General features: G+C 70.1%; 12 protein-coding genes. 10 read left to right on the forward strand and 2 right to left on the reverse strand.

Annotation, left to right across the window (positions count from 1 at the left end; genetic code table 11):
- Positions 1-99: 99 nt before the first annotated feature.
- Together lysX and JOB34_RS16575 are read left to right on the forward strand one after the other, a co-directional pair.
- Positions 100-3,549, forward strand: a complete 3,450-nt coding sequence (lysX, locus tag JOB34_RS16570) for a bifunctional lysylphosphatidylglycerol synthetase/lysine--tRNA ligase LysX (protein WP_208053743.1) — start codon at positions 100-102, stop codon at positions 3,547-3,549.
- Between the two features lie 24 nt (positions 3,550-3,573).
- Positions 3,574-4,467, forward strand: coding sequence for an amidohydrolase family protein (locus JOB34_RS16575; RefSeq protein WP_208053744.1), 894 nt, complete (start codon positions 3,574-3,576; stop codon positions 4,465-4,467).
- Here the strand turns inward: JOB34_RS16575 and JOB34_RS16580 are convergent.
- Positions 4,450-6,468: a thioredoxin domain-containing protein gene (locus tag JOB34_RS16580; protein ID WP_208053745.1), complete on the reverse strand. Its 2,019-nt coding sequence runs from the start codon at positions 6,466-6,468 to the stop codon at positions 4,450-4,452. The genes JOB34_RS16575 and JOB34_RS16580 overlap by 18 nt on opposite strands.
- Positions 6,469-6,562: 94 nt before the next feature.
- Between JOB34_RS16580 and JOB34_RS16585 the strand changes: the two genes are divergently transcribed.
- The 3 genes from JOB34_RS16585 to JOB34_RS16595 all read left to right on the forward strand — a co-directional run bounded on the left by JOB34_RS16585 (position 6,563) and on the right by JOB34_RS16595 (position 12,005).
- Positions 6,563-7,978: a 3' terminal RNA ribose 2'-O-methyltransferase Hen1 gene (locus JOB34_RS16585; RefSeq protein ID WP_208053746.1), complete on the forward strand. Its 1,416-nt coding sequence runs from the start codon at positions 6,563-6,565 to the stop codon at positions 7,976-7,978.
- Positions 7,975-10,530, forward strand: coding sequence for a polynucleotide kinase-phosphatase (locus JOB34_RS16590; protein WP_208053747.1), 2,556 nt, complete (start codon positions 7,975-7,977; stop codon positions 10,528-10,530). Before JOB34_RS16585 ends, JOB34_RS16590 begins: the two co-directional genes overlap by 4 nt.
- A 122-nt stretch (positions 10,531-10,652) precedes the next feature.
- Positions 10,653-12,005 carry an FAD-binding oxidoreductase gene (locus JOB34_RS16595; RefSeq protein ID WP_208053748.1) on the forward strand — a complete coding sequence of 451 codons (1,353 nt, stop codon included), beginning with the start codon at positions 10,653-10,655 and terminating at the stop codon, positions 12,003-12,005.
- A 16-nt stretch (positions 12,006-12,021) separates the two neighbouring features.
- On the opposite strand, the gene JOB34_RS16600 is transcribed toward JOB34_RS16595, so the two are convergent.
- Positions 12,022-13,578, reverse strand: a complete 1,557-nt coding sequence (locus tag JOB34_RS16600) for an amino acid permease (RefSeq protein ID WP_208053749.1) — start codon at positions 13,576-13,578, stop codon at positions 12,022-12,024.
- 130 nt (positions 13,579-13,708) lie between these two features.
- Here JOB34_RS16600 and JOB34_RS16605 point away from each other — a divergent pair, with 130 nt between their 5' ends.
- The 5 genes from JOB34_RS16605 to JOB34_RS16625 are packed head-to-tail and all read left to right on the forward strand — an operon-like array spanning position 13,709 to position 18,707.
- Complete coding sequence (locus JOB34_RS16605) at positions 13,709-14,437, forward strand: GntR family transcriptional regulator (protein ID WP_347813910.1); 729 nt, start codon at positions 13,709-13,711, stop codon at positions 14,435-14,437.
- Between the two features lie 39 nt (positions 14,438-14,476).
- Positions 14,477-15,841, forward strand: a complete 1,365-nt coding sequence (locus JOB34_RS16610; RefSeq protein ID WP_208053750.1) for a glutamine synthetase family protein — start codon at positions 14,477-14,479, stop codon at positions 15,839-15,841.
- Positions 15,838-17,217: an aldehyde dehydrogenase family protein gene (locus tag JOB34_RS16615; protein WP_208053751.1), complete on the forward strand. Its 1,380-nt coding sequence runs from the start codon at positions 15,838-15,840 to the stop codon at positions 17,215-17,217. The genes JOB34_RS16610 and JOB34_RS16615 overlap by 4 nt, the downstream gene beginning before the upstream one ends.
- A gap of 21 nt (positions 17,218-17,238) precedes the next feature.
- Positions 17,239-18,006, forward strand: a complete 768-nt coding sequence (locus tag JOB34_RS16620) for a 3-oxoacyl-ACP reductase (RefSeq protein ID WP_208053752.1) — start codon at positions 17,239-17,241, stop codon at positions 18,004-18,006.
- Complete coding sequence (locus tag JOB34_RS16625) at positions 18,003-18,707, forward strand: gamma-glutamyl-gamma-aminobutyrate hydrolase family protein (RefSeq protein ID WP_208053753.1); 705 nt, start codon at positions 18,003-18,005, stop codon at positions 18,705-18,707. Before JOB34_RS16620 ends, JOB34_RS16625 begins: the two co-directional genes overlap by 4 nt.

Raw genomic sequence — 18,707 nt, forward strand, 5'->3', positions numbered from 1 at the left:
CAGCTGCGTTACCGGGCCTTCTTTTTTTGGTCGGGCTCATTCTCCAGCTCTGTTCAGGTGGCTGGGATATCGTCGCGTCACCATGACATGGGGGTACGAATGACCCAGGGCGCGACGGCGCGGCTCTTCAAGGGCTCCTTCAACGCGTACGGCGGAGCGAGCGCGAGCCGCGAGACTCCGCGCCCGCCGTGGCGCGAGCGCGTCGCGAGCTGGGTGGGCCGGCTGCTACTGATCAGCGCGTTCTTCTCCCTCCTGGCGATCCTGTTCCCCGACGGCCTGTTCATCCGAGCGGTCTCCGATGCCCTCGGCCTGCTCAACATGCCGGTCGAGCCAAGCATCTTCCTCATCTGCCTGCTGTTCGCGCTCGCGGGAGCCGCGCGGCGCCGCCTACGCGCGGCACACACCGTGGTCGTCGTCGTCATGGTGCTCAATGTCTTCTACAGCGCCGTGGTGGTCATCGCCGGCAAGGTCGACGAAGGGCGGGCAGTCCTTCACGGGCCGCTCTCCGGGCTGGGTCGCCGCCCGGCGTTCGGTGTGAGCGAGCGGGAGTACATCGAATTCACGACCTCCCGCTACGTCACGGTCCCGGCGTTGATCATCGGCGTCGCCGTCCTGGTCCTGGTCGTGGCGAGCCGGCGCGGCTTCCCGGCGAAGCTCGCGCCCCGGTCCCGGCGCTCCGCCTTCGCGGTGCTGGCGGTCGGTCTGTTGACCTCGTTCGTCATCACCGCCGCGCTGACCGCGGCCGCGCCCGGGTCCCTGGTCGGTATGCGGGAGCGCGGCCGTTGGGCACTGCGCTCGACCTTCGGTGTCAGCAGCCCGGCGGGGACGTTCGGGTTGGACAACCACGTCGGACCGCCCTGGATCTTCGGGCTGGCCGGGTTGATGTCCGGTGTCGCCCTGCTGTTGTCGATCCTGGTCTTCTGGCGCTCCGGCCACGGCAAACCGATGCAGTCGGCCGACGAGGAGCTGGCCGTTCGCAGGCTGCTGCTGGAACACGGCGAGGACGACTCGCTCGGCTACTTCGCCACCCGACGCGACAAGAGCGTCATCTTCTCCACGGACGGGCGGGCGGCGCTGACCTACCGCACCGAGGGCACGACCTGTGTCGCGAGCGCGGACCCCGTGGGCGACCGCGCCGCGTGGCCCGATGTGATCACCCGCTGGTTGCAGGAGTGTCGGGAGAACGGGTGGTACGCCGCCGTCCTCTCCAGCAGCGAGACAGGGACCACTCATTACGTCGAGGCCGGCCTGCGCGCGTTCGCGCTCGGCGACGAGGCGATCCTCGACACCGACACCTTCAGCCTGCGGGGCCGGTCGATGCGCCCGGTGCGCCAGGCGGTCACCCGCATCTCCCGGGCCGGGTACACGACACGGGTGCGCCGGCACAGCGAGCTGAGCGCGGACGAGCTCGTCGAGATCGAGCGCCTCGCCGAGCGGTGGCGCGGTGATGAGACCGAACGCGGTTTCTCCATGGCGTTGAACCGGCTGGGCGACCCGGCCGACGGGCGGTGCGTGATCATCACCGCGCACGACGCGCAGGGTGAGATCCGTGGCTTCCTGTCCTTCGTGCCGTGGGGCGTGCGCGGGGTCTCACTGGACCTGATGCGCCGCGACCGGGACGCCGAGAACGGTTTGAACGAGTTCCTCGTCGCCAAGCTCGTCGAAGAGGGCCCCGAGTACGGGATCCGGCGCATCTCCCTGAACTTCGCGGTGTTCCGCAGCGTCTTCGACAACGCCGACCAGGTCGGCGCGGGCCCGGTCACCAAGGTGACCGACGCCGCCCTGTCGTTCGCGTCGCGCTTCTACCAGCTCGAGACGCTCTACCGTTCCAACGACAAGTACCACCCGACCTGGGTGCCCCGGCTGCTCTGCTACGACCCGGCGCTCACGGTGCCCCGCGCGGGCTTGGCCATGGGGATCGCCGAGGGATTCGTCCCAATGGTGGGCCCCCGACTGCTGACCGGGCCGCGACCCTCCGACGTGCAGCCGCCGCGTCCGGAGCCCGACTTCGTCGAGCGGGTGTGCGAGCAGGAGCGTCGGTTGCTGGTCCCGGCGCCGCCCACCGCGGTGCTGACCCAGCAGCAGCGGGTGCGTCGTACGAAGCTGCAGGCCTTGGAGGACGCGGGGATGCCGGGCTACCCGGTGCAGGTCCCTCGCACCCACCGGGTCCGCGAGATCCGCGACCGGTTCGCCGACCTGGCACCGGACACGGTGACCGAGGACGTGGTGTCGGTCTGCGGGCGGATCCGCGCCGTGCGCGACCTCGGCGGTGTGACGTTCGCGGTGCTGGACGACGAGAACGCGCGGGTGCAGGTCATGGTGACCGCCGCGCACACGCCGGACCCGGCGCGGGCGCTGTGGCGAGAGAGCGTCGATCTCGGTGACCTGGTGAGCGTGACGGGGCCCGTCGCGACGTCACGCAACGGTGAACTGTCCGTGCTGCTCGACCACTGGGCGATGGCGGCCAAGTGTCTGCGGCCGCTGCCCACCCTGGGGTCGTCGCTCAGTGACGACGTCCGCAGCCGGCAGCGGTCCCTGGAACTGCTCGTGAGCCCCGACTCCCTGGATCTGCTGCGACGCCGTTCGGTCGGCGTGCGCGCGCTGCGCGAGGCGTTCCAGGCGCGCGACTTCTGCGAGGTCGAGACGCCGATGCTGCAGGCGGTGCACGGCGGCGCCACCGCGCGCCCGTTCAAGACCTACATCAACGCGTACGGGATGGATCTCTATCTGCGGATCGCCCCGGAGCTCTACCTGAAGCGACTTGCCGTCGGCGGCATGCAGCGGGTCTTCGAGCTGAACCGCAACTTCCGCAACGAGGGCGTCGACGCCACCCACAATCCCGAGTTCACCTCGCTGGAGGCCTACGAGGCGTACGGCGACTACAACACCATGCGGGTGCTCACCCGTGAGGTGCTGCTGCGGGTCGCCGTGGCGGTCAACGGCCGACCGGTCGCGCAGCGCACGGACGGCGACGGCACGACCTACGAGGTCGACCTGAGCGGCGAGTGGCCGGTCAAGACGGTCCACGCCGCCGTGTCCGAGGCAGTGGGGGAGCAGCTGACCACGGCCACCTCGCGCGACCAGATCGAAGCAGTCTGCGCCCGGCACGGGGTGGCCGCTCCGGCACAGTCGAGCGTCGGCATGCTGGTCGTCGCGCTCTACGACGCGCTGGTGGAGAAGCAGACGCAGTTCCCGACGTTCTACACCGACTTCCCGCTGGAGACCTCGCCGCTGACCCGTACCCACCGCACCGACCCGGCGCTCTCGGAACGCTGGGATCTGGTGGCGTTCGGTGCCGAGATCGGCACTGCCTACAGCGAGCTGGTCGATCCGGTCGACCAGCGCCAGCGCCTGACCGCGCAGTCCATCGCGGCCGCGGCGGGAGACCTGGAGGCCATGCAGATCGACGAGGCCTTCCTGTCGGCGCTCGAGCTCGCGATGCCCCCGACCGGTGGCCTCGGACTCGGGGTGGACCGTGTCGTCATGATGCTGACGGGCGCGAGCATCCGGGCGACACTGGCGTTCCCGTTCGTGCGACCGCAGGGCTGAGGCGCGCTCCTCTATCGTCGGGCCATGCCCACGACGCCCGGCCCGGTCGACGACGCGGGAATCCCGGCGTACCTGCAGGCGCTCGGCATTCCCGGGCTGGCCGACATCCACGTGCACTTCCTGCCCGAGCCGATGCTGCGCAAGGTGTGGGCCTACTTCGATGCTGCCGAAGAGAACTACGGCCGGCCGTGGCCGATCCAGTACCGCTTCGACGAGGCGACCCGGCTGCGCATCGTGCGGTCCTTCGGGGTGTCGCCGATACCGGCGCTGACCTATCCGCACAGACCGGGCATGGCGCGCTGGTTGAACGACTGGAGCGCGGACCTCGCGCGGCGGGTGCCCGACGTGATCCACTGCGCGACGCTCTACCCCGAGCCGGACGTGGGGGACTACGTGGGGGACGCGCTGACCCAGGGCGCACGACTGTTCAAGGTGCACGTGCAGGTGGGCCGGTTCGCGCCGGACGATCCGCTGCTCGACCCCGCATGGGCGCTGCTGGAGGAGGCCGGCGTCCCGATCGTGATCCATGCCGGGTCGGCGCCGCTGCCCGGCGAATTCACCGGGGTCGAGGGCATCGCCAGGGTACTCAGAAGGTACCCGCGGCTCGTGTTCGTGATCGCCCACCTGGGCATGCCGGAGTACGACGAGTTCGCCGACCTCGCGCTGCAGTACGAGCGGGTGCATCTGGACACGACCATGGCGGTCACCGACTTCACGGAGGAGCAGGCGCCGACGTCACCGTCCTACCGGTCGAGGTTGCCGCAGCTGCAGGACAAGATCGTCCTGGGTTCGGACTTCCCCAACATCCCCTACCCGTACGCGCACCAGCTGACCGCGCTGACGCGACTGGATCTGGGGGACGACTGGATGCGGGACGTGCTGTGGCACAACGGAGCCCGGCTACTCGGCGGCTCCTGACGTCGGCACCGGTCGGCCGAGCGCCTCGCGCAGCGCGTCGACCGTCGTGACGGGCGCGTCGCACACGAAGCGGCGGCAGACATAGGCCGCCGCGCGGCCGTCGACCAAGGGGCGGTCGACCAACAGCGGCTGGGCCGGATCGTCGGGCCGGCCGCTGACGGTGACGCGGCCCGGAGCGGTCGAACGCCAGGACGCTGCGACCAGCCCGGCCGTCCCGTCGTGCCGCTCGCTGCTGACGACCGCGACCTGCACCGGGCCGTGCAACAGCGCGACCCCGACGCCGAGCGCGTGGCCCACCATGACCGGATCGCGGCCGGCCAGGTGCGCGACGGCGCCGACGGCCGCTGCTGCCTCCGCGAACGGCGCGGGGTCGCCGGTGAGTGCGCCGTACGACAACAGCGCCCCCGCGAGTGCGGATCCGCCCGCCGGCTCCGCGCCGTCGACCGGGCTGCGGGGCCGAACGATGAGCTGCTCGGCATCGTCGGCCGCATCGTAGAAGCCTCCGAGGTCGTCACGGTGGTGGACCCGCGCGGTATCCAACAGAGTGCCGGCCAGGTCGAGCCAGCCGGCGGTCGGCTCGACCTGGTGCAGAGTCAGCAGCCCGTCCGCAAGGTCACCCAGGTCATCCGCGGCCGCCGGCGTGGTGCCGACCCGGCCGTCGCGCGACGTACGACGCAGCCGACCCTCGACCAGGTGCACGTCGCACACCGCGCGGGCACACCGCGACGCGGCGTCGACCCACTCCCGTCGGCCGAAGACCGCGCCGGCCTCCGCCAGCGCGCCGATCGCGAGCCCGTTCCACGCCGCGACCACCTTGTCGTCACGGCCCGGCTGCGGACGCTCGCCCCGCGCCTCGAGCAGGAGCGACCGCGTCCGCTCCCACCACGCAGCATCGGCAGTGTCCACGTCACCGTCCTCGGCGAGCTGCAGCGTGGAGGCGCCGTGCTCGTAGGTGCCCGCCTGGGTCACCGACAACAGTCGAGCGGCGCGGGCGCCGTCGTCCTCGCCGAGTACGTCGGTCAACTGCGCGGGCGTCCAGACGTAGGTGAGTCCCTCGACACCCTCCGTGTCGGCGTCCAGAGATGACGCGAAGGCCCCTGTCCGCGTGAGTAATTCACGGAGCATGAAGGTGATGGTCTCGCCGACGACCCGCTGGAAGAGCGGATCGCCGGTGGCGCACCAGGCATGGGCGTAGACGCGGACCAGCTGCGCGTTGTCGTAGAGCATCTTCTCGAAGTGCGGCACCACCCAGCGGGCATCGACGCTGTAGCGCGCGAACCCGCCGCCCAGTTGGTCGTAGATGCCACCGCGCGCCATCCGCTCCAGGGTCTGGGCGGCCATCGCGCGAGGGTGCTCGTCGCCGGTCAGCGCGGCGGCGCGCAGCAGGAACTCCAGGCTGGAGGTCGTGGGGAACTTCGGTGCACCGCCGAACCCGCCGTTGACCGTGTCGAACCGGCGGGCCATCGCGTCCACGCTGCGGCGCACCAGCGCGTGGTCCACCGGCTGCGACTCGGCGGTGACGACCTCGCGCAGCTTGCCGGAGATGGTGGCGCCGGACTGCACGACGTCGTCACGGCGGTCGGTCCAGGCCTGCGTCGCGGCGTCGAGCAGGCGCAGGAACTGCCCGCGCGGCAGGTACGTGCCGGCGAAGAACGGATCCCCGGCGGGGGTGAGCAGACAGGTCATCGGCCATCCACCGCTGCCGGTGAGCGCCATCGTGACGTCCATGTAGACCGCGTCGATGTCGGGGCGTTCCTCCCGGTCCACCTTGATCGCCACGAAGTCCGCGTTCACGATCTGCGCGACACCCGCGTCCTCGAACGTCTCGTGCGCCATCACGTGACACCAGTGGCACGCGGCGTACCCGACCGACAGCAGGATCGGCACGTCGCGCCGGCGCGCCTCGTCGAGCGCGTCGGTGGACCACTCCTGCCAGTCGATCGGGTTGTCGGCGTGCTGCAGCAGGTAGGGACTGGTCGCGGAGGCGAGCCGATTCGTCATACCCCCACGGTAGGTTGCGCAGCCGCCTTGATCAGACAGGCCGGAAGGGCCCGCCCGACCTCAATCGGGCTGCCTTTCGTGGACAATGGCGCCGGTGTACCTGACGCTGACCTCCTCGGGCGGGGATGCGACCGCGCTGGGCTACCTACTGCACAAACACCCGGACCGCGCTCAGCAGTTCTCGGTGTCGGCCGGGGTGGCCCACGTGTTCTATCCGGAGGCGAATGACGAGCGCTGCACCGTGGCCCTGATGCTCGAGGTCGACCCGGTCGCGCTGGTGCGCGGCCGGAGGTACGGCGGGGACGCCTTCGCGCTGAGCCAGTACGTCAACGACCGTCCCTACGCCGGCTCCTCGATGCTCGCGGTGGCGCTGGGAAAGGTCTTCCGCACAGCGATGGCAGGTCGATGCGACGCCCGGCCGGAGCTGCTCGGCCAGAGCCGCGACCTGGAGATACGCGTGCCGGTGCTGCCCGCGTCAGGCGGCGCCGAGATGGTCCGCGCGCTCTTCGAACCGCTGGGCTGGGCGGTGACGGCGCAGGCCCTGCCGCTCGACGAGGAACTGCCCGCCTGGGGCGATTCGCACTACGTCGACCTTCGCCTGCGCGGCACGCAGGTGTTGGCCGAGGCGCTGTCCCATCTCTACGTGCTGCTACCGGTGCTGGACTCCTCCAAGCACTACTGGGTCTCGCAGGACGAGGTCGAGAAGCTGGTCCGCGCCGCCGGCGACTGGTTGCCGGCCCACCCGGCCCGCGAACTGATCACCCGCCGCTACCTGGCCCACCAGCCAGACCTCGTCGCGACCGCCGTCTCCCGCCTGGCCGAAGTCGATGACCTGCGAACCGAGTCCGTCGAGGAGGCACCGAGTGAGGAGACACCCGTTCGTCGTCCCCTCGTCGTACAACGGAAGGAAGCGGTGCTCTCCTCGCTCCGTGCCGCGGGGGCCGCACGTGTCGTCGACCTCGGCTGCGGCGAAGGAGCCTTGCTCCGCGAACTGATCGGGGACCCCCGTTTCAGCGAGGTCGTCGGCGTCGATGTCTCCGGCCGCGCCCTGGGACTGGCCGAACGGCGCTTGCACCTGGATCGGATGCCCGACAGCCAGCGCGCCCGACTGCGACTGCTCCAGTCCTCGATGACCTACACGGACGACCGGCTGAACGGCTACGACGCGATCGTGCTGACGGAGGTCATCGAGCACCTCGACACCGATCGCCTGCCCGCCCTCGAGAGCACGGTCTTCGGGCACGCCCGGCCGCGCACCGTCATCGTGACGACTCCCAACGTCGAGCACAACGTACGCTACGAGCGGCTCGCCGCGGGCACGATGCGGCACAGGGATCACCGCTTCGAGTGGACCCGGGCCGAGTTCTCCGACTGGGTCACCGGGGTCGGCCGACGCACCGGGTACGCCCCCATCCTGCTTCCCGTGGGCGAGGACGACCCGACCGTGGGCCCGCCGACCCAGATGGCGGTCTTCACCCGCAGCGATCAGCCCGCTCCGGAGGTGTCATGACGCAGCTCGCGGTCCCCGAGCTCAGCCTCGTGGTCCTCATCGGTGCATCAGGGTCGGGCAAGTCCACCTTCGCCCGCGAGCACTTCGGTGCCTTCGAGGTGCTCTCCAGCGACTACTGCCGCGGCCTGGTGGCGGACGACGAGAACGACCAGTCCGCCTCCGGCGACGCCTTCGACGTCCTGCACTTCATCGCCGGCAAGCGCCTGGCCGCCGGTCGTCTCACGGTCGTGGATGCGACCAATGTGCAGCGCGAGGCCAGGCGGCAGTTGGTCGAGCTGGCCAAGTCCCACGACGTCCTGCCGGTCGCGATCGTGTTCGACCTCCCCGAGCAGGTCTGCGTCGCACGCAACGCCGAGCGACCCGACCGTGACTTCGGCGCGCGGGTCGTACGCCGCCACCGCGACCAGCTGCGCCGGTCCCTGCGGGGGCTGTCGCGGGAGGGGTTCCGCACGGTCCATGTCCTCTCCGGCGTCGAGGAGGTCGCCGCGGCGACGATCACCCGCGAGAAGCTGCTGAACGACCTGCGTGACCAACACGGCCCGTTCGATGTCATCGGCGACGTCCATGGCTGCCGCTCGGAGCTGGAGACGCTGCTGGAGCAGCTCGGTTACGCGCTCGTCCGCGACGACCAGGCGCGCCCGGTCGACGCCACGCACCCGGCCGGGCGGCGGGCGGTCTTCGTCGGCGACCTCGTCGACCGCGGTCCGGACAGCCCTGGCGTGCTGCGGCTGGTGATGGGCATGGTCAGCAACGGCCATGCGCTGTGCGTACCCGGAAACCATGAGAACAAGTTGGTGCGTGCGCTCGGCGGGCGCGCCGTGCAGGTCAGCCACGGCCTGGAGCAGACCCTCGCCCAGCTCGCCGATGAGACCCCCGAGTTCCGGACGGAGGTGGCCGAGTTCTGCTACGCCCTGGTGTCGCACCTCGTTCTCGACGACGGCAGGCTCGTCGTCGCTCACGCCGGGCTGAAGGAGGCCTATCACGGTCGCGCGTCCGGCCGGGTGCGCAGCTTCGCGCTGTACGGCGACTCCACCGGCGAGACCGACGAGTTCGGTCTGCCCGTCCGCTACCCCTGGGCCGAGGACTACCGCGGCTCCGCGATAGTGCTCTACGGGCACACCCCGACGCCCGAGCTGGAATGGGTCACCAACACCCTCTGCCTCGACACCGGCTGCGTCTTCGGCGGACGGCTGACCGCGCTGCGGTACCCGGAGAAGGAGTCGGTCCAGGTCACGGCCGAGCGGGTCTGGTACGAACCCGCCAAGCCGTTCCCGGTCGCCGAGGAGACGCCGATGCCCGGTCAACGGGATCGCGACCAACTCGACATCCGCGATGTCCTCGGCAAGCGCATCGTGCAGACCGCCCATCACGGCCGGGTGACCGTCCGGGAGGAGAACGCCGCCGGCGCACTCGAGGTGATGAGCCGGTTCGCGCTGCACCCTCGCTGGCTGCCCTACCTGCCGCCCACGATGGCTCCGCCGCCGACCTCCTCCCGCGACGCACTGCTCGAGCACCCCGACGAGGCGTTCTCCGCGTACGCCTCGGTCGGAGTCACCGAGCTGCTGTGCGAGGAAAAGCACATGGGGTCGCGGGCGGTCGTCCTGGTCTGTCGCGACGAGAAGGTCGCGGAGCGCCGGTTCGGCGCGACGGACGGCGAGTCTGGAGCGGCGTACACCCGCACCGGGCGCTCCTTCTTCGACCGCCCCACCACCGAGAACCTCCTCACCGGCGTACGGGATGCCGTCACCTCGGCGGGCCTCTGGGAGGAGCTGGACAGCGACTGGCTCCTGCTCGACACCGAGATCGTGCCCTGGTCGGCCAAGGCGGTCGACCTGCTGCGCGACCAGTACGCCGCGGTCGGCGCGGCGGCGCGGCACGTCCTTCCCGCGGCGGCGGAGGGCCTGCGGGCTGCCCAGGCTCGGGGGGTCGAGGTCGGCGACCTGCTGGATCGCACCTGCGTGCGCGCCGACAACGCCCAGGCGTTCACCGAGGCCTATCGGCGCTACTGCTGGCCCACCGACGGGCTCGACGGTGTCGCCGTGGCACCGTTCCAGGTCCTCGCCACGCAGGGCCGCACTCACCACGACCGTGACCACCTGTGGCACCTGGACCTCGCCGATCGCCTCGTGGGTGCTGCGCCCGATCTGATGCGCACGACGCGTCGCCAACGCGTCGACACCAACGACGACGCCTCGGTCGCCGCCGGGGTCGAGTGGTGGGAGTCGCTGACCGCTGCAGGCGGCGAGGGCATGGTCGTGAAGCCGTTCGCCAACCTCGCCCGTGCTCGACGTGGCCTCGCGCAGCCGGGCATCAAGGTCCGCGGCAGGGAGTACCTCCGGATCATCTACGGCCCCGACTACACCGACCCCGCGAACCTCACCCGCCTGCGCGACCGCAACCTGGGCCACAAGCGCTCCCTCGCGCTACGCGAGTACGCCCTCGGGCTCGAGTCGCTGGAGCGGCTGGCTCGGGGTGAGCCGTTATGGCGCGTCCACGAAGCCGTCTTCGCCGTCCTCGCGCTGGAATCGGAGCCGGTGGACCCTCGTCTCTGACGGGCGGGATCGCGCAAGACCTCACGGAGGTGCAGGTCGGGTGGATAGCCTCGAGATCTCGGGTCGCGCGGGACGCCGACCCGACGTCCTGCGAAGGATCGATCGGAACAGCGGGTGGTGCGATGACCACGGAACAGATCGTCGATGACCTCGACCGGGCCGTCGGCTCGGCGTTACGGCGTCCGGGCGACGACGAATACGACATCGCGACACAGCCGCGCAACGCGACCGCGGATCAGCATCCGGTCGCGGTCGTCGCCGCCACCTGCGCCGACGACGTACGCAGGGCAGTTCGCGCGGCGGCGGATGCCGGACTCGGCGTGGCCGTGCAGGCGACGGGGCACGGTGCTGCGGGCATCGTCGGCGATGACGTGCTGCTGATCGACACCCGCCGGATGAACGGCGTCTCGGTGGACCCTTCGGCACGCACCGCGCGGGTCGAGGCCGGCGCGACCTGGGCGGAGGTGAATGCCGAGGCCGCGACCCACGGGCTGCTCGGTCTGGCCGGGACCGCGCCGGACGTCGGCGTCGTCGGCTACACCCTGTCCGGTGGGATCGGGTGGCTGACCCGCGCGCACGGAATGGCGAGTGCATCGCTGCGACGCGTCGAGTTCGTGGACGGCGACGGCGAGCCGCAGGTCGCCGACGAGCAGGAGCACCCCGAGGAGCTGTGGGCCTTCCGGGGCGCCGGAGGGGTCGGCATCGTCACATCGGTCGAGATCGACCTGGTCGCGGTGCCGGACCTGTGGGCCGGGTACCGGCTGTGGCCGATCGCCGAGGCCGAATCCGTCGTCGCAGCGTGGACCGGTGCGTTGGGGCAGATCGATGAGACGCTGACCAGCGCCATCGGCTTCCTCAAGGCACCGGACGCACCCGTGGTACCGGAGGCGCTGCGAGGCCACCGGGTCGTGCACCTGTCGGCGGCCTCGGTGAGCGGCGAGGCTGGTTTCGAGCCGCTGGAACGCGCGTTGCGCGCGGCACCGGAGCCGGCGATCGACACGACGGGGCCGTGCGACGAGAAGCGCCTGGCGGTCATCCACCTCGATCCGCCCGACACCGTGCCGGCGATCGGCGACGGGGGTTGGCTGACCGCGTCGACTCCTGCCCATGCGTTGGCCATCCTCAGCGCGCTGGGCGTGGGCGACGACGCACCGTTGGCCGAGATGGAGATCCGGCACATCGCGACGACGGTCGCCGCGCATGCCGACGGAGCGATGACGAGCCCAGCCGGTCCGTTCCTGTTGCACGTGGTCGGACCGGCGCCGACCGCCGACGACCGCCGCACCGTCGAGCAGGCGATCGACGTCGTACGGGCTGCCGTGCAGCCGGTCGACACGGGACGGGCGGCGGCATCCTTCCGTGACGGCCAGACCACCGTGCCCGGCGCGTTCGCGGACGACGAGGAGGAACGACTGCGGAGCGTGCGGCAACGCCACGACCCCCACGGCCGGATCCGGCGGCCCCGATCCGTGTGACCCGGCGGGGCGCCGGCTAGCTCTCGAACGCCTCGGTGACCGCCTCGTCGATGGTGTGCTTCGGGCCGGTGAACCAGTGCCGAGCCGACGCGAACCACCAGATCGCGAGGACGAGCAGGCTGCCGATCGTGAGGACGGGCGCGTAGTTGACGTACTTGAACGAGAAGCCCTTGTTGCCGCGGATGGCCGTCGGCGTGAACGGCAGGATGAAGTAGACGCAGATGACGGCGATCTCGGCCACCGCCACGATGTTCATCCACTTGTACTTCGATCCGAGCGTCCAGGAACCGGGCTCGAAGCCGTCGCGCATCCTCCAGCGCAGGAAGATCGGGATCGCGAACGCGAGGTAGAGCCCGATGACGGCCACCGAGGTGACCGCGTAGAACGCCACCGGCACGGGGGCGCCGTTCACGTCGACCTCGACCAGGGCCGGCAGGGTGATCAGGATGCCGATCACGGTCACGAAGACCACCGCGTTGGCAGGGATGCGCGTGCGCGGGTTGACCTTGGAGAGCAGTCTCGACCCGGGGATGCCGCGGTCGCGGCTGAAGGCGAACGTCATCCGCGACGCGCTCGTGAGGCAGGCGGTGGCGCAGAAGAGCTGGCCGGCCGTCGAGATGACCAGGATCAGCACGTGCCACTTCTGCGGCAGTGCCTGTCCGAAGATGATGTCGACGGCGCCGCCGCCCTTGGTCACACCCTTCGGGTCCTGTACGGCGAAGACGAACGCCAGCAGGAGCACGTACCCGCCGATCGCCGAGTAGAAGATGGAGCGCCAGATCCCCTGGGCGGCCCCCTTCGCGGCACCCTGCGTCTCCTCCGACAGGTGGGCGGAGGCGTCGAATCCGGTGATCGTGTACTGGGTGAGCAGGAAGCCGAGCGGCAGGACGAGGAACCAGTACTTGTTGTCCAGATAGCCGGAGTTGTTGATCCGGTCGGTGAAGACGAAGCTCGCGCTCTGGTGCTTGTCAGGGATGATGATCAGCACCGCGATGATGATGGCCGCGCCCGCCACGTGCCACCAGACGGAGATGTTGTTGAGCACCGCGAGCAGGTGACCGCTGAAGATGTTGGCCAGCGCCGCGAGCACCATGATCACCACGAAGAGCACGAACACCGTCTTCAGGCCGGAGTGCTTGGCCCACGATGCGCTCATCGTGTCGAGCGTCAGGTCGAGGAAGGTGGCTGCGCCGTACCCGACGGACGCGGTCACGGCGAGCAGCCCGATCAAGTTGAGCCAGCCGGTGAAGAAGCCCGCGCCGGGGCCGCCCATCTTCGAGGCCCACCAGTAGATGCCGCCGGAGGTCGGGTACGCCGAGACGAGCTCGCTCATCGTCAGGCCGATGATGAGGATGAACGCGGAGATGATCGGCCAGCCCCACGAGATCGCGACCGGCCCGCCGTTGTTCCACGCCTGCCCGAAGGTGGTGAAGCAACCGGCCAGGATCGAGATGATCGAGAAGGAGATCGCGAAGTTGGAGAAGCTGGACCAGCTGCGGCTCAACTCCTGTTTGTAGCCGAGCGTGGCGAGGAGCGCGTCGTCGTCGGACAGGGGTGCGGCGTCATCGGCCATGGGGGCTCCTGGTGCGAGAGTCGTTGTGCGCGAGGCTAGTGGCGCCGATCGGCCCCGGTCGATGGATCTGAGGAAAAAGGTCCATTTCCAAACCATTGACGGCGGGCGCCGCGGTGGTGAGACTGGCCGCGTGTCAGCCGTGCCGCACCTCATGCCCTACCGGGATCTGCAGGAGTTCACCCTGCAGCCGGCGGTCGGGAACGTCTTCGAGGCCGTCGTCGGGCAACTCGCGACGGCGATCCGACTGGGCGTCTTCGCCGACGGCGAGCAGTTGCCGCCCGAGCGCGAACTGTCCGAACGGCTCGGTGTCAGCCGGATGACGCTGCGGGACGCGATCGCGGCGCTGCGCGACGCCGGTCTGGTGCGCACCACCCGCGGTCGTGGTGGCGGCACGGTCGTGACCTACGACGGCACGCACGCGCCCGGCGTACGACCGGCAGTGGAGTACGACGTGGCCGACGTACTGCGTTTCCGGCGGCTCGTCGAGGCCGGCGCCGTGGAGGCTGCCGCGGAGCGGACCCTCGACGACGAACAGCGGGCATGGCTGTCACAGTGCCTCGGCGATGCCGCGAACACCGTTGGCACCAGCGAGCATCGGATCGCCGACTCCCGCCTGCACCTGGCGCTCGCGACTGTGTCCGGCAGTGCGTTGCTGGCCGAGTCGGTGACCCGGGCGCAGGCCGCCCTCGGTGATCTGCTCACCGCGATCCCGGTGCTGCCGCGCAACATCGAGCATTCGCAGTCTCAGCACGCCCGCATCGTCGACGCGGTCCTGCGCGCCGACGCGGTGGAGGCGGGGGACGCCATGCGGCAGCACTGCGACGCGACCGCCGAACTGCTCATCGGGCTGATCGGATGAGCCGTTGACGAGACACCCGAGCCGGAGAGAAGGGCCGCGATGACCGCACCCACACTAACGCTGGAGGAGCTGCGCGCCCAGATCGAGGCGGGCACTATCGACACCGTCATCGTCGCCTTCACCGACATGCAGGGCCGACTGCAGGGCAAACGGCTGCACGCCCACTACTTCCTGGAGCATGCGCTCGCCGACGGCACCGAGGGCTGCAACTATCTGCTCGCCGTTGACGTCGACATGAACACCGTTGCCGGCTATGCGATCTCGTCCTGGGAGAGGGGATACGGAGACTTTCTCTTCGAGTTGGACCTGACGACGTTGCGGCGCACGCCGGGAGAGCCGACCAGCGCCACCATCCAGTGCGATCTGGCCTGGCTGGACGACCGTGGACCGGTGCGCGAGGCACCCCGGTCGGTGCTGCGCGCGCAGGTGGAGCGGGCTGCGCGAGCCGGGTGGTCGGCGTACGCCGGCACCGAGCTTGAGTTCATCGTCTTCGAGCAGACCTACGAGCAGGCCTGGGACGCGCAGTACGTCGGGCTCACCTCGGCCAACCGCTACAACATCGACTACTCGATCGTGGGCGGCAGTCGGGTGGAGCCGCTGCTGCGCGACATCCGCAATGAGATGTGGTCCGCGGGCATGGTCGTCGAGAGCGCGAAGGGCGAGTGCAACCCCGGGCAGCACGAGATCGGCTTCCTCTACGACGAGGTGCTGCGCACCTGCGACAACCACGTCGTCTACAAGACCGGCGCCAAGCAGATCGCCGCGCGGCACGGGCGGTCGCTGACCTTCATGGCCAAGTACGACGAGCGTGAGGGGAACAGCTGCCACATCCACCTCTCGCTGCGCGGGGCCGACGGCGCCATGGTGTTCGCCGACGACGTGCGCGACGGGGGCCACAGCAGGCTCTTCGACCACTTCCTGGCCGGGTTGCTCGCGACAGCGCGTGAGTTCACCTGCTTCTACGCGCCGAACATCAACTCCTACAAGCGATTCGCCGACGGTTCGTTCGCGCCGACCGCCGTCGCGTGGGGCCGCGACAACCGCACCTGCGCTCTGCGTGTGGTCGGCCACGGCCCGTCGCTGCGGGTGGAGAACAGACTGCCCGGAGGCGATGTGAACCCCTACCTGGCGACGGCAGCGATGCTCGCCGGTGGCCTGTACGGCATCGAGAACGAACTCGAGCTCGAGCCGGCGTTCGAGGGGAACGCGTACACCAGCGATGCGCCGAAGGTGCCGACGACGCTGGACGAGGCACGACGACTGCTATTCGAATCCGACGTGGCACGAGCGGCATTCGGCGACGACGTCGTCGAGCACTACACCCACGCGGCCGAGGTCGAGATCGCCGCCTTCGGCGCCGCGGTCACCGACTGGGAGCGCAAGCGGGGGTTCGAGCGACTGTGAGCACGCCGTACGACGTCATCAACCCCTCGACCGGCCGGACGATCCGGGCGGTCCACCATGCGAGCCTGGAGGAGACGGACGCGGTCATCGCCCGTGCGCACGCCGCGGCACCGGCCTGGGCCCGCGTCGACCCCGCCGACCGTGGACGTCTGCTGCGGCGGTTCGCCGACGTCGTCGACGCCCATCTGGCCGAGCTGGCCGAGCTGGAGATCGAGAACGCCGGCCACACCCGCGGCAACGCGATGTGGGAGGCGGGCAACGTGCGCGACGTTCTGCACTATTACGCCGCGGCCCCGGAACGACTGTGCGGCAAGCAGATTCCGGTTGCCGGTGGGATCGATCTGACCTTCCAGGAGCCACTGGGCGTGGTCGGCGTCATCGTGCCCTGGAACTTCCCGATGCCCATCTTCGGCTGGGCCGTCGGGCCGGCGCTGGCCGCGGGCAACACGGTCGTGGTGAAACCTGCCGAACTGACCCCGTTCACCGCGCTGCGGCTGGCCGAGCTGGCCCTCGAGGCCGGGTTGCCGGAGGGGGTGCTCAACGTCGTACCGGGTGAGGGACCGGTCGTGGGTCAGCGGTTCGTCACCCACCCGGACGTGCGCAAGGTCTGCTTCACGGGGTCGACGGCGGTCGGCAAGGGATTGATGGCCCTGGCGGCCGACGATCTGACACGGGTGACGCTCGAGCTCGGCGGCAAGAGCGCCAACATCATCTTCGCGGACTGCGACGTCGACGCCGCGGCGGCTGCCGCACCCGGTGCGGTCTTCGACAATGCCGGGCAGGACTGCTGCGCGCGGAGCCGGATCCTGGTGCAGCGCAGCGTCTTCGACCGCTTCATGGAATCCATGGAGCCGGCGGTGCAGGCGGTCCGGGTGCAGGACCCGTCGTTGAACGGCGATGCCGACATGGGGCCGCTCATCAGCGACACCCAACGGCAGCGGGTGCGCGGCTTCGTCGAGGACGCCGACTCAGCGGTGCAGATCGCATTCCGCGGTGACGCGCCCGACGGGGCCGGCTGGTGGTACCCGCCGACCGTGGTCGTGCCGACCGGCACCAGCGACCCGCTGTGGCAGGAGGAGATCTTCGGTCCGGTGGTCTCGGTGCTGCCGTTCGAGGACGAAGCGGATGCGATCGCGATGGCCAACCACACGGCGTACGGTCTGGCGGGCTCGATCTGGACCGACAACCTCGGTCGCGGACTGCGCGTCGCGCGGGGCGTGCGCGCGGGCAATCTGTCGGTCAATTCCCATTCGGCGGTGCGCTACTCGACGCCGTTCGGCGGCTTCAAGTCCTCCGGCCTCGGTCGTGAGCTCGGACCGGACGCGCTCGACGCGTTCACCGAGACCAAGAACGTCTTCATCTCCACCGCCCACTGACCCCGAAAGAATGGACATTCGATGCCTGGAAGGCTGCAGGACAAGGTCGCCGTCGTCACCGGAGGATGCTCCGGCATCGGGCTGGCCACCGTCCGCCGGTTCGCGCAGGAGGGCGCGTCCGTGGTCATCGCCGACATCGACGAGCAGACCGGCGAGCGCGTCGCTGACGAGGTGCACGGGCGATTCGTGCGCACCGACGTGACCGATGCCGAGCAGGTCGAGGCGCTGTTCGCGACCGCCAAGTCGGCGTACGGCAGCGTCGATGTCGCGTTCAACAACGCCGGCATCTCACCGCCCGACGACGACTCGATCCTCACCACCGGGATCGACGCGTGGCAGCGCGTGCAGCACGTGAACCTGACCAGCGTCTACCTGTGCTGCAAGGCCGTGCTGCCGTACATGATCGAGCAGAAGCGCGGATCCATCATCAACACGGCGTCATTCGTCGCGATCATGGGAGCCGCCACCTCGCAGATCTCCTACACGGCGAGCAAGGGCGGGGTCCTCGCGATGTCGCGTGAGCTGGGGGTGCAGTTCGCACGCGACGGGGTGCGGGTCAACGCCCTGTGCCCCGGGCCGGTCAACACTCCGCTGCTCAAGGAGCTCTTCGCCGCCGATCCGGAGCGTGCCGCGCGCCGGCTGGTGCACGTGCCGGTAGGCCGGTTCGGCGAACCGGAGGAGATCGCGAACGCCGTACTCTTCCTGGCCTCCGACGAGTCCAGTTTCATCACCGCCACCGACTTCCTGGTCGACGGCGGCATCTCGGGCGCGTACGTGACCCCGCTGTGAGCAGGCCGGTCATCGGCATCACGCCGTACCTGGAACCCGTCGACCGCGACGTCTGGCGCGCCCAACTGAGCGTGACGCTGCCGGCGACCTATGCCGAGAAGGTGATCGCGGCCGGCGGCATCCCGTTGGTGGTGCCACCGCTGCCCGACGCCGACGAGGAATGGGCCGCGCGGGTGCTGGGACGGGTCGACGGTCTGATCCTCTCCGGCGGCGCCGACGTCGAGGCGGCCCGGTACGGCGCGCAGCCGCACCCCGCCGCTCAGGAGGCTCGGCCCGATCGCGACGTCAGCGAGCTGCTGCTGGCACAGGTCGGGCGGGATCTCGACGTGCCGACGCTCGGGATCTGCCGGGGGATGCAGGTGATGGCGGTGGCGGCCGGCGGCACACTCAATCAGCATCTGCCGGATGACGTGGGCCACGAGAGGCATTCGCCGTCACCGGGGAAGTGGTCCTCCCACCGGGTGCTGGTGGGGCAGGGGACTCCGCTCGCCGCGCTGCTCGGCGCCGAGGTGACGTGCCCGACGTACCACCATCAGGGCGTCGCGTCCTGTCCCGGGTACGACGTGGTGGCCCGCGCCGAGGACGGAGTGGTCGAGGCCATCCACGACCCGTCGGCACGGTGGCGGCTCGGGGTGCAGTGGCACCCCGAGCAGGGCGACGACCTGCGGCTCTTCAAAGCACTCGTCGCGGCCTGTTCCTGA

The sequence above is a fragment of the Allobranchiibius sp. GilTou38 genome (assembly GCF_017565325.1).
In the GTDB taxonomy this organism is placed as follows: domain Bacteria; phylum Actinomycetota; class Actinomycetes; order Actinomycetales; family Dermatophilaceae; genus Allobranchiibius; species Allobranchiibius huperziae.

Coding starts and splice junctions, on each gene's coding strand:
- lysX (WP_208053743.1), top strand. CDS start 100: ATGACCCAGGGCGCGACGGCGCGGCTCTTCAAGGGCTCCTTCAACGCG.
- JOB34_RS16575 (WP_208053744.1), top strand. CDS start 3,574: ATGCCCACGACGCCCGGCCCGGTCGACGACGCGGGAATCCCGGCGTAC.
- JOB34_RS16580 (WP_208053745.1), bottom strand. CDS start 6,468: ATGACGAATCGGCTCGCCTCCGCGACCAGTCCCTACCTGCTGCAGCAC.
- JOB34_RS16590 (WP_208053747.1), top strand. CDS start 7,975: ATGACGCAGCTCGCGGTCCCCGAGCTCAGCCTCGTGGTCCTCATCGGT.
- JOB34_RS16595 (WP_208053748.1), top strand. CDS start 10,653: ATGACCACGGAACAGATCGTCGATGACCTCGACCGGGCCGTCGGCTCG.
- JOB34_RS16600 (WP_208053749.1), bottom strand. CDS start 13,578: ATGGCCGATGACGCCGCACCCCTGTCCGACGACGACGCGCTCCTCGCC.
- JOB34_RS16610 (WP_208053750.1), top strand. CDS start 14,477: ATGACCGCACCCACACTAACGCTGGAGGAGCTGCGCGCCCAGATCGAG.
- JOB34_RS16620 (WP_208053752.1), top strand. CDS start 17,239: ATGCCTGGAAGGCTGCAGGACAAGGTCGCCGTCGTCACCGGAGGATGC.